The sequence below is a fragment of the Sulfitobacter sp. L-8 genome (genome assembly GCF_056859255.1).
Window position 1 is genome coordinate 55,614 of the sequence record NZ_JBSXOD010000045.1, and the last position, 11,752, is coordinate 67,365.

The 11,752-nt window shown below is 56.8% G+C and carries 10 protein-coding genes and 1 pseudogene; 8 read left to right on the forward strand and 3 right to left on the reverse strand.

Going from position 1 to position 11,752, the window contains the following annotated elements:
• Nucleotides 1-79: 79 nt before the first annotated feature.
• The 8 genes and pseudogenes from dapD (at nt 80) to AC13DE_RS08470 (ending at nt 7,570) form a co-directional block, all read left to right on the forward strand.
• Entirely contained in the window at nt 80-907 is an 828-nt protein-coding gene (gene dapD, locus AC13DE_RS08435) for a 2,3,4,5-tetrahydropyridine-2,6-dicarboxylate N-succinyltransferase (protein ID WP_446306066.1), read from the forward strand.
• A 61-nt stretch (nt 908-968) separates the two neighbouring features.
• Entirely contained in the window at nt 969-1,223 is a 255-nt protein-coding gene (locus AC13DE_RS08440; protein WP_446295905.1) for a GlsB/YeaQ/YmgE family stress response membrane protein, read from the forward strand.
• 19 nt (nt 1,224-1,242) lie between these two features.
• Nucleotides 1,243-1,623: pseudogene (locus AC13DE_RS08445) on the forward strand (hypothetical protein); the annotation flags it as partial.
• Between the two features lie 196 nt (nt 1,624-1,819).
• A complete protein-coding gene (dapE, locus tag AC13DE_RS08450) occupies nt 1,820-2,965 on the forward strand; it encodes a succinyl-diaminopimelate desuccinylase (RefSeq protein WP_483047558.1) in 1,146 nt (381 codons plus the stop codon).
• A complete protein-coding gene (locus AC13DE_RS08455) occupies nt 2,962-3,384 on the forward strand; it encodes a GNAT family N-acetyltransferase (RefSeq protein ID WP_446295907.1) in 423 nt (140 codons plus the stop codon). Before dapE ends, AC13DE_RS08455 begins: the two co-directional genes overlap by 4 nt.
• Nucleotides 3,381-3,983, forward strand: a complete 603-nt coding sequence (locus AC13DE_RS08460) for a TIGR04282 family arsenosugar biosynthesis glycosyltransferase (RefSeq protein WP_446295908.1) — start codon at nt 3,381-3,383, stop codon at nt 3,981-3,983. Before AC13DE_RS08455 ends, AC13DE_RS08460 begins: the two co-directional genes overlap by 4 nt.
• A gap of 3 nt (nt 3,984-3,986) precedes the next feature.
• Complete coding sequence (gene rnr, locus AC13DE_RS08465; protein ID WP_483047559.1) at nt 3,987-6,254, forward strand: ribonuclease R; 2,268 nt, start codon at nt 3,987-3,989, stop codon at nt 6,252-6,254.
• 80 nt (nt 6,255-6,334) lie between these two features.
• On the forward strand, nt 6,335-7,570 hold the full coding sequence (locus AC13DE_RS08470; protein WP_483047560.1) for a lytic murein transglycosylase: 1,236 nt from the start codon (nt 6,335-6,337) through the stop codon (nt 7,568-7,570).
• Nucleotides 7,571-7,647: 77 nt separating this feature from the next.
• On the opposite strand, the gene AC13DE_RS08475 is transcribed toward AC13DE_RS08470, so the two are convergent.
• The 3 genes from AC13DE_RS08475 to AC13DE_RS08485 form a co-directional block, all read right to left on the reverse strand.
• On the reverse strand, nt 7,648-8,826 hold the full coding sequence (locus AC13DE_RS08475) for an ABC transporter permease (protein WP_446314398.1): 1,179 nt from the start codon (nt 8,824-8,826) through the stop codon (nt 7,648-7,650).
• 5 nt (nt 8,827-8,831) lie between these two features.
• Nucleotides 8,832-10,499 carry an ABC transporter permease gene (locus AC13DE_RS08480; protein WP_446295912.1) on the reverse strand — a complete coding sequence of 556 codons (1,668 nt, stop codon included), beginning with the start codon at nt 10,497-10,499 and terminating at the stop codon, nt 8,832-8,834.
• 97 nt (nt 10,500-10,596) lie between these two features.
• Nucleotides 10,597-11,712: an extracellular solute-binding protein gene (locus tag AC13DE_RS08485; protein WP_446295913.1), complete on the reverse strand. Its 1,116-nt coding sequence runs from the start codon at nt 11,710-11,712 to the stop codon at nt 10,597-10,599.
• Nucleotides 11,713-11,752: the final 40 nt, after the last annotated feature.

Below are 11,752 nucleotides of genomic sequence, written 5' to 3' on the forward strand. Positions count from 1 at the left end.
CCCGAGGTGATTGCGCGCGCACGCCGACATCTGTATAGGCAACTGCAATATCAGACCCTTTGTTCCCGGAGCATGTTATATGTCAAACGCCCGCCTTGAAACCGCCATAGAAGCTGCTTGGGATGCGCGTGACACGATCACCTCTGCGACCAAGGGTGAAACCCGCGATGCAATCGAAGATACCCTGGCCGCGCTCGATAGTGGCAAGCTGCGTGTCGCTGAAAAGATGGAAAACGGCGACTGGCATGTAAACCAGTGGGCCAAAAAAGCCGTGCTGCTGGGTTTCCGCATCAAGGATATGGAACAACAAGAGGGCGGTCCGCAGGGGGCCGGCTGGTGGGACAAGGTCGATAGCAAGTTCAAAGGCTGGGGTGACGCAGAGTGGAAAGAAGCCGGATTTCGGGCTGTCCCCAACTGCGTGGTCCGCAAGTCGGCCTATATCGCGCCTGGTGTGGTCTTGATGCCATCGTTCGTGAACATCGGCGCGTATGTCGACAGTGGCACTATGGTCGATACCTGGGCAACCGTAGGGTCCTGCGCTCAGATCGGTAAAAACGTTCACTTGTCGGGCGGCGTGGGGATCGGTGGCGTGCTGGAACCGATGCAGGCAGGACCGACGATTATTGAAGACAACTGCTTTATCGGCGCGCGTTCTGAAGTCGTCGAAGGCTGTATCGTCCGCGAAGGTTCGGTTTTAGGGATGGGGGTCTTTATCGGCCAGTCCACCAAGATTTTGGATCGTGAAACCGGTAAGGTCATGTATGGCGAAGTGCCGTCCGGTTCGGTCGTTGTGGCCGGATCGATGCCGTCCAAAAACGGGGTGCACCTATATTGCGCGGTAATCGTTAAGCGCGTGGACGAGAAAACCCGTTCCAAAACGTCCATCAATGAATTGCTGCGCGATTAACGGGAACCTTTTCACAGGCTTGTGAGTTTGCTTCGTGAAACTGAATTTACGGAGAATTGAAATGACAGGTCTGGGATGGTTCGCCGCCATTATCGTTGGTGGTTTGGCGGGATGGATTGCTGAAAAAATCATGAAGTCCGATATGGGGCTCATCATGAATATCGTTCTGGGTATCGTCGGCGCGATTGTTGCCAACTTTCTCTTGGTTGCGATAATCGGAACGACCTTTGGCGGCTGGATTGGCCAGCTTGTCGTGGGTATCATCGGCGCGTGCCTGTTGATTTGGCTGACACGATTGGTGCGCGGCCGGACCTGACCCTTTTCAGGCCTGCAATAACACGATAGGGCTGCTGCATAACAATGCGGCGGCCTTTTTTATGTCTGATGAAAAGAAACCCAAGAAGCCCTCGCGTCAGCAGGTCTATACCTTGTTGGTTGAGATCGGGCGCAAAGAAGGCGACGGCCTTCCTGAAAAATCGACCGGTGCGGCGCTGATGTGCTTTGCTTCCGGCATAGACGAGGCCGAGGCGGTTCGCGAAACCGTAGCGATTCTCAAGCAGGCGGACACCAATCCGCTGGACGTCAGCGGGTATGGCACCTTGGCCGAACGCGAAGCGGAAGGTCATGAGATCGACGATGATGAACGGGCGCTCATGGCACGGGCATTGGAAGAAAACGCTGTTATTATTGCGCAGATGACACCGTTTTTTGACTGAACGCCCGCGGCTCGGACAGCGCGATTTGACGGTAACACATGCGTATTCCTCGACGCCGTTGGGGTCCATGTAACGGCGCGTGACGGATCCTCAAACCGGTCACCTATATGATAATTCTCGACCGCGCCCCTTGGCACCGGTGGCAATTCGCTCCAAGTCTAGGGTAAATCGTTGAGAAACCTTATAGGACGCCGACATGCCCGATACCGACCCTGTGGAACTAACTGCCCAACTGGTAAAATGCCCCTCTGTGACGCCAGCAGACGCAGGCGCGCTGGATATTTTGCATGACCTGTTGGGCGGGGCCGGTTTTGAATGCGCTTGGGCTGATCGGGGGGGGATCCGTAACCTGTTTGCCCGCTGGGGCAAGAAGGGTAACGCCCGTAGCTTCGGCTTTAATGGCCATACCGACGTGGTACCTGTCGACAACGAACAAGATTGGTCGATGGCACCTTTCGGAGCCGAGATCAAAGACGGAATAATGTATGGGCGCGGCACGACGGATATGAAGTCGGGTGTAGCCGCATTTGCCGCTGCGGCTGTTGATTTCGTGCGTGACACGCCGCCCGACGGGGCCATCATTCTGGCGATCACCGGGGACGAAGAGGCCGAAGGCATCGACGGGACGTTGGCTTTGCTTGACTATATGGAGCAATCGGGCGAACGGATGGATGTCTGCCTTGTGGGGGAACCGACCTGCCCGAACACAATGGGTGAGATGATCAAGATCGGACGGCGCGGGTCACTGAACGCCCATTTTCGCGTCATCGGCAAACAGGGGCATGCTGCCTATCCTCATCGCGCCAACAACCCTCTTCCCGCGATGATGCGGCTAATGGACAGGCTCGCGTCGCATAGGTTGGATGAAGGTACCGATCACTTTGATGCATCAACGCTGGCGGTGGTGACGGTCGACACGGGCAACCCGGCGACGAACGTTATTCCCGCCTCGTGCCACGCGACTATAAACATTCGGTTCAATGACCTTCATTCCGGGGCCCGCTTGACAAACTGGCTGGAAGACCAGGTTGCACAAGTGCGCGACGCATACGGCGTGAAAATCGAATTGAAAGTGAAAATATCGGGCGAGAGCTTTATTACGCCACCCGGTGCCCTATCTGAACTTGTGTCAAAGGCGGTGGCCGCTGAAACAGGCATAACCCCCGAGCTTTCCACCTCAGGGGGGACATCGGATGCCCGCTTTGTGAAAAACCACTGTCCTGTGGTCGAATTCGGACTTGTCGGGCAATCTATGCACGCGGTGGATGAAAATGTTGATATTGCGCAAATACACCAGCTTAAGTCGATTTATACGCGCATTCTAAAGGACTACTTTGCATGAGCCTGCATATCTCAGTCACCGAAGACCTTGCCAGTTGCCACCTTCTGCGACGGATCGTTTTTATTGAAGAACAAGGCGTGTCGGAAGCAGATGAGCTGGACGATCTGGACAATTCCGCCACGCATTTTTTGGCTACGGAAAATGAACTGCCGATCGGTACTGCACGAATGCGGATCAACGGGGACACAGCAAAGATCGGGCGCGTTTGCGTGATAAAATCGCATCGCGGTACCGGGCTGGGGGCCGCATTGATCCGGGCTGCGGTCGAAGAGGCGCGCAAGATGTCCGGCGTAACGACGGTGAAGTTGGGCGCACAAACCCATGCCTTGGGTTTTTATGAAAAACTGGGCTTCGAGGCGCAGGGCCCGGTCTATGATGATGCCGGAATCGAGCACCGCGATATGGTGCTGACTCTTTGAACCGCACACTGGTGGTTATGGTCAAGGAGCCGCGCCCCGGCCGCGTCAAATCCCGGCTTGGTCGCGATCTTGGCATGACCGCTGCCGCGTGGTGGTTCCGCCATCAAAGCCGCGCGTTGTTGCGTCGGGTCCAGGATCCACGTTGGCAGGTGGTACTGGCGGTTGCGCCTGATCACGCGGGAATGACAAGTCGCGTTTGGCCGTCGCATCTGACCCGATGGCCGCAGGGGCGCGGCAATCTGGGCGACCGTATGGGCCGCATGTTGGGCACCGCGCCACCCGGACCGGTATGTATTGTCGGGGCGGACATTCCCGGGATAACCGCGACCCATATTGCCAGTGCTTTTGGTGCATTAGGGGCAAACGATGCTGTATTCGGGCCAGCACCTGATGGTGGTTACTGGTTGATTGGCCTGAAGCGCGCGCGCCCCATCCCGCCACGGCTGTTTGCGAATGTTCGTTGGTCGACCGAACACGCTTTGATGGACACGATCGCGACTTTGCCCAACCACCGCATCGCACAGATCGCGACACTGAATGACGTCGATACGATCGACGATTTGCCCATGACGAACCGGGGACGGCGTGCTACCTGCTAAAGTATGAGCAACATACCTTCAAAGCCGGAAATCCTTGATTGGATCGCCAACAATCCCACCCTGACTGCCAAGCGCGAGATCGCCAAGGCTTTTGGGATCAAAGGCGCGGCACGCATCGACCTGAAACGGCTATTGAAAGAACTGGAAGCCGAAGGGCATCTGGAAAAGCGCAAGCGCAGCTATCAAGATCCGGACCGTTTGCCGCCAGTCTCGGTTCTGCAGGTCACTGGGCCGGACAAGGACGGCGACCTTTTCGCCAAGCCGATGGAGTGGCAAGGCGAAGGCGTCGAGCCGAGGGTGCTGCTTATTCCCCGTGCCTCTGACCCTGCAATGGGGGCAGGCGACCGGATCCTTGCACGGCTCACTCTGGTACAAGACGAAGATTATCACTACGAGGCGCGGTTGATCCGAAGGATCGGGGCCAATCCACAGCGGGTTCTAGGCATATTCCGTGCCGGCACCGAAGGCGGGCGGATCGTCCCTATCGACAAGGGCGACGACAAGGAGTGGACGGTCGCATCCGATGCCACGCATGGTGCCAAAGACGGAGAGCTGGTTGAAGCTGAACAGGCAGGCCCCAAAGGCCGCATGGGGCTGCCCCGCGCCCGCGTCATTGACCGCTTGGGCGATCCTTCCGCACCCAAGGCCGTGTCGCTGATCGCTATCCACCAGCACGGCATTCCAGATACGTTTCCTGACGATGTTATCGAGCAGGCTGATGCCGCCAAGCCTATCGGGCTGAAAGGCCGTGAAGATCTGCGCGACATGCCGCTGATCACCATTGACCCATCGGACGCGCGCGACCACGATGATGCATGCTATGCCCATGCCGACGAAGACCCCAAGAACCAGGGCGGCCATGTGGTCTGGGTCGCGATCGCGGATGTCGCGGCCTATGTGACGCCGGGTTCGGCGCTTGACCGAGAAGCCCGTAAGCGGGGCAATTCCACCTATTTCCCCGACCGCGTCGTGCCGATGTTGCCGGATCGGCTGTCGGGTGATTTGTGTTCGCTGCACGAAGGCGTACCGCGTGCCTGTATCGCCGTGCGCATGGTATTGGATGCACAGGGCAGGAAAATCAGCCACAGCTTTCACCGGGGGTTGATGCGTTCGCTGGCGTCGTTGCACTACGAAGAGGTGCAAGACGCGATTGACGGTCGCCCCAATGAACGAACCGGCCCCCTGCTCGATCCGGTTTTGAAACCGCTTTATGCCGCTTACGCCGCACTGCAGGATGCGCGCGCCGTGCGGCAACCCCTGGATCTGGACCTGCCCGAGAGGCGGATCGAGCTTGACCCGGACGGTACGGTGAAATCGGTCAATTTCAAGGACCGGCTGGATGCTCATAAGCTGATTGAAGAGTTCATGGTATTGGCTAACGTGGCCGCGGCAGAGACTTTGCTGGAAAAGAAAACACCGCTGCTGTTTCGCATTCACGAAGAACCGTCAGTTGCCAAGCTGGACGCGCTGCGCGAAACGGTGCAGGCTGCGGGGTACAATCTGGCCAAGGGGCAGGTTTTGCATACCAAGCACCTAAACAAGTTGCTGAACGACGCGGCCGGTACGGATGACGCAGAGCTGATCAATATCTCGACCTTGCGGTCCATGACACAGGCCTATTACGGACCGGCGCATATTGGGCATTTCGGCCTCGCGTTGCGGTCCTATGCACATTTTACATCACCGATCCGTCGCTATGCCGATTTGATTGTCCATCGTGCTTTGATTTCCGCACATGGCTGGGGCAAAGACGGGTTAAGCCAACTAGACATTGAAGACATAGAGCAGACCGGGGCCCATATTTCGGACACCGAACGCCGGTCAATGACAGCCGAACGTGATACAACAGACCGGTATCTGGCGGCCTACCTATCCGAGCGCGTCGGTAACGAATTCTCGGGCAGAATAAGCGGCATCGCGCGCTTCGGTGCCTTCGTGAAGCTCGACGAAACCGGTGCGGACGGGCTATTGCCGATGCGATCGCTGGGGCGCGAATATTTCCATTTCGACGCAGAAGCTGGCACACTGATGGGGGCAGACACCGGGCTGATGATTTCGGTTGGTCAGCGTGTGACGGTGCGCCTGACCGAGGCCGTGCCGGTCACGGGTGGCATAGCGCTCGAGCTGTTGACCCTTGAAGGTAAGGCGCTGCCGCAGGGTGGTCGGGGCGGTCGCGGCCCTGCCGGACGCACGAACCCCAAACGCAAGGCAACCAAAGCCAAGCGCAAGGATGATAAGATCAAGCGTAAGGTCAAGCGCGCCCGGCGGTAGGTCGCGCAGCACTGACATTAATCTTTCTGGGGTTTCCATTTGTCGTTAGGCTTTGCCGGGATACGGTAAGGGATAATGGTATGAAGTCGGTTCATGTAGGCGTTTTTGCGATAGCTGCCGCAGTATTTACCCCCGTCGCAGTGTTCGCGGAACAAGCGGATTCAGTGGTCCCCGCGTCCGAGGCCTTCGATACGGGGTTTCAGGAATGGCTGACGGCATTTCGGCCACGCGCCGTGGCCGCGGGTATAGATGATGCGACTTTTGACACCGCCATGCGTGGCGTGAAATTCGATGCGAATGTTGTGCGCCGTGACCGCAATCAATCCGAATTTACCAAAACCATCTGGGACTATCTGGCGACTGCGACGTCTGACGCACGTATTGAAAATGGCGTGCGGGCATTGGCCGGACAACGAGAGGCGCTTGAGCAAATCGAAAAAACCTACGGGGTCGAAAAAGAAATAGTCGTGGCGATCTGGGGATTGGAAAGTGCGTATGGCACATTTCGCGGAGACGACAATGTGATTTCGTCTCTTGCATCGCTGGCTTACGAAGGACGGCGGCAGGATTTTTTCGAGGGTGAACTGATCGAGGCCCTGAAGATACTGCAGGCAGGGGACACGTCGGCTGCGCAAATGACCGGGAGTTGGGCAGGAGCCATGGGCCACACGCAATTCATGCCTTCGTCGTTCCAACTGCACGCCGTTGATTTTTCAGGGGATGCAAAGCGGGACATCTGGAGCGATGATCCAAGAGATGCGTTGGCGTCGACAGCCGCATACCTGAAGCACTTTGGTTGGACCACGGGGCAGCCATGGGGCACCGAGGTGCAATTGCCCGCTGGCTTCGACTATCTCCTGGCGGATCGGGAAGTGACAAAGTCTTCCCCGGAATGGGCCGAGCTGGGTGTGGTCGGTGTGAGTGGGGAAGAAGTGCCCGACAACGGGCCCGCATCCATTCTGTTGCCGGGAGGGGCCAAGGGTGCTGCCTTTATGATCTTTGACAACTTTGCGGTCCTGGAAAGGTATAATTCCGCCGATGCCTATGTGATTGGCGTCGGTCACCTGAGTGATCGTTTGAAGGGGGGTAAGCCCATTCAACACCCGTGGCCGATGGAAGACCGGGCTTTAAGCTTTGCCGAGCGGATTGAGTTGCAGACCGAACTGACTGCCCTGGGTTTTGACACTGTGAAGATCGACGGGAAAATCGGGCCTTTGACCATCAATGCGGTACGGAAATTCCAGACTTCGAAAGCCGTGGCACCGGATGGTTATGCGTCGGTCCGATTGCTGGACATGGTACGTGAGGCCCGGTGAAGGGTTTAGTGTCCAAGACCCTGAAGGGGGCCTTGGACATGCCTTCGGCGAGGATTTTTTTCCATTTGGAAATTGATTTAGCCTGGGGACATGCCGCGCAGGCGTTCGGACCGACGACGGAGCAGTTCCACCACGGTAAGCAGGCAGATCGAAATGACGACAAGAATGGTGGCCACGGCAAGAATGGTCGGGCTGATCTGTTCGCGCAAGCCTGTAAACATTTGCCAAGGCAGAGTCTTTTGGCCGGCAGACCCGACGAACAGAACCACGACGACTTCGTCGAATGAGGTAATGAAGGCGAACAGGCCGCCGGAAATGACTCCGGGCAAGATGAGCGGCATCTGAACTCGGAAGAAGGTCGTTACCGGATTGGCCCCCATATTCGCCGCGGCACGGGTGAGGGACCTGTCGAACCCGACCAAGGTAGCGGTAACGGTGATGATTACAAAGGGAATACCCAACGCAGCGTGTGCAAGCACGACGCCCAGGTAAGTACCTTGAAGCCCGACACGGCTGTAAAAGAAATACATGCCAGCCGCCGAGATGATCAGCGGTACGATCATCGGCGAAATCAGGATTGCCATGATCGCCCGGCGAAAGGGTACGTGCTGTTGGCTGAGGCCGATTGCGGCCAATGTGCCGAAGCTGACCGACAGCAGGGTCGCGGCTGGCGCGATCTTGATCGAGTTCCAGACCGCGCCCTGCCAAGCCGAGCTTGTGAAGAAGTCGCGGTAGTGTTTCAGGGAATAGCCTTCGGGGTCGAAGCTGAGCATTTTCGGGGTGAAGGTGAAGAAATTCTCAGCGTTGAAGCTGAGTGGTATGACCACCAGAATAGGCGTAATCAGGAACACCAGGATGGCCCCGCAGATAACGCGAAAGGTGAAATGCCACAGGACCTGACCCGGGGTCAGGTAGGGGGCGATTTTGGCACGGTAACGACCTTCGTACAGCCAAAAACTGAACCAGGCGAAGAACCAGCCAAAGATCGCACCGAGCACCAGGGCAGGAATGCCCCCTAGCAACAGGCCGATTACAGCAAACGCGAGGACGGTGGCCCACCGGGCAACTGTTTCGTTCTTGACGATCTGGGTTAGCACGAAGGCGAGGGCACCCGCGACTATTGCACCGACGAGGATCCCCAGAATACCGCTGCCTTGGGATGTACCTACAAACAGGCCGAGAAAGGCACCGGCGGCGGCAACCGTGGGAACATAAAAGCCAACCGGCTTGCGGGAGATGGGTGTGAGTGCGACCATGTCTTTTAGCCTCCCAGTTTCACGTTATCGATGCCGACAATTTTGTCGTAGGCATAGTAGAGACCCAGAACAACGGCGAGCAGGATTGCCCCGAGAGCTGCCGCGAGCCCCCAATTCAGAGAGCTGGAGATGTGGTATGCGATGCGGTTCGAGATAAAGGTCCCTGTGGTCCCGCCGACAATCTCGGGTGTGATGTAATAGCCGATCGACAGGATGAACACGAGGATCGATCCCGCACCGATGCCGGGCACGGATTGCGGAAAATATACCCGCCAGAAAGCGGTCCAATTGGTGGCCCCCAGCGATTTGGCCGCACGCAGATAACTTGGCGGAATTGTTTGCATGACCGAATAAAGCGGCAGGATCATGAACGGGAGCAGGATGTGTGTCATTGCGATGATCGTGCCGGTCTGGTTGTTGATCAATGCCAGGCGGCTATCGTCGGCGACGATACCCAACCAAACAAGCGTGTCATTCACCACGCCTTGCTGTTGCAACATGACTTTCCACGCCGATGTGCGCACCAGAAGCGATGTCCAGAAGGGTAGCAATACAAGTATCATCAGCAGATTGGCGGTGCGCGCCGGTAAATTCGCCAGTATCCAGCCGACCGGGTATCCCAAAAGTATGCAGCTGAGTGTAATGACTGTAGACATGAACAACGTGCGTAAAAACAGCGTGGCATAGATGCGCTGGTTTTCAGGCCGCAATTCCGGGCCGTTTTCAGACTTCTGCATGTCCACGGCGTTCAGAAAGTAACCGTTTGTAAATCGTGGACTATAGGCGCGGATGGTATCCCAGATGGGCATCTTCAACCAGTCCTTGTCGATATCGCCAAAGGCCGCCTTGTAATCCACGGTTTCGAAGTTGGCTGCGGCGGCTTTGGCCTCGGAAAGCTCAGCCGCACCCGGGCCGGTATAGGTGTCAATCCGGGCGGCGTTCGCGCCTGTCAAATCATCGTAGAAAGCGGAGTAGATAAGCTCCCACGGGTCTTTCTTGTACAGATTACTGTTTTTTTCGTTTTGGGTGAAATCAGCGAAAATCTGATAGAAGGCTGCGGTCTGGGGTAATATTTCAGCGATCTGAGCACGTATTTCGAAGGGGGGCTGGGCCTGACCGGAAGCTTTCTTCCAGCTTTTGATCTCGGCCAACCACGCGTCGGACCCAAGAATGTCATTCCAGTTTTCGCCTTTTTTCCAAAAAGCGTTCATGTCCTCGAATTGGTCTTGATAGACTTCGCCGATGTCGCCAACGCCACGACCGGATTTGCGGAAAAGCGACGATGCGCCGGTGAGTTCGTAGTTCAGCCGTGACCCAAGCCGGGTGTGTAACTTACGTTCCTGGGCAATGAAGATGTCTTGGTAGAGTGCTTTGAAGACAGGCGTGTCCGGGACGTTGCCACTTTCGCTGTCCCAGGTTTCAAGTATCGCAGTCGTGCGCGGAAGCGTATCTTGGACGATCTCGTTTTCGACCGAACGGAAAAGCATGTCGGCGATCGGGGCGATGAAAGTTATCAAGATGAAGATCAGAAGGGGTGCGATCAACAGCAGGGCGCTCATCTTTTGGCGTCGCAGCGCGCGTCGGAGGCTACGCTTGAGCGGCGTGCCATCGGCCGCCAGCATTGGGCCTGATTTTTCGCCTGGAATATTCGTTGCGTCGACTGTGTCGCTCATATCGGCCCCATGGGATTAGGTCGGTGTGGAAGTCTGGAAGGGAGTGCACAAAAGGCGGGAAGGGGCCTGTGTGGCCCCCTCCAAACGGTTTAGTGGTTTATTGTGCCAACCAAGCCTGGAACTTCGCGTCGATATCATCGCGATAATCTGCCCAGAACTCGTAGTTGTACAAGAATGTGTTCGCCGCATTCTTGGGGTCTGTGGGCATGTGGGGTGCCATGTCGATGCCAAGATCAGCGTGCTTGCCGACCATCGGAGCCGAGGACAGACGCGCAGGGCCATAGCTGATATACTGCGATTGATCCGCCAGACGCTGTGTGTCGGTGGCGAATTTCACGAAGTCTTTTACGCGTGCCAAGCGATCTGCTGGCAAGCCCGCAGGAATGATCCAACCGTCAAGGTCAAACACCTGCGCGTCCCAAAGCATCGCAACGGGTTGCTTTTGCTCTTCGATAACGCTGAAAAGACGCCCGTTATAAGTGGAGCCCATCACGACTTCGCCGTCGGCCAGAAGCTGAGGAGTGTCAGCACCGGCAGACCACCAGATTACGCTGTCCTTGATGGTATCGAGCTTGGCCAGGGCTTTTTCCTGACCTTCAGGTGTCGCTAGAACGTCGTAGACTTCATCTTTTGGCACGCCGTCGCACAGCAGTGCCCATTCCATGTTGTTGATCGGACGCTTTTCAAGCGCGCGCTTGCCTGGGTAGGCTTCCAGATCGAACACGTCGCAGATTTTTGTCGGTGGTGTGTCACCAACCATATCGGTGCGGTAGCCGAACGTAGTCGAATACACGATCTGCGGGATGAAACAGTCGCTGACCAGCAGGTCACCGAAATCTTCGGATGCGGGCGTTCCGTCAGGTGCCGCTGCGAGCAGCTCGTCGGCGTCGATTTCCATTGCCAAGCCTTCGTCGCACAGACGAATTGCATCGGCCGCCACGACGTCAACAAGATCCCAGGTGATGTTGCCCGCCTCGTTCATCGCACGCAGCTTGGCGACCGCTTCGTTGGAGCTTTCGTCCCACACGCCGGTCACGCCAGGGTTGTTCTTAAGGTAAGGCTGAAGATAAGCCTTGTCTTGGCTGGCTTGGTATGCGCCACCCCAGGAAACGAGTGTCATCTCATTCGCCATATTACCGTGAGCGTCGGCAAGCGCGAACGTACCCGCGCCGATAAGCGCTGACGTCGCGAGAAGTGTTGTGGTAAATTTCATACAGTAGTCTCCCAATTATATGCCCGTGTGGGTCTTGAGG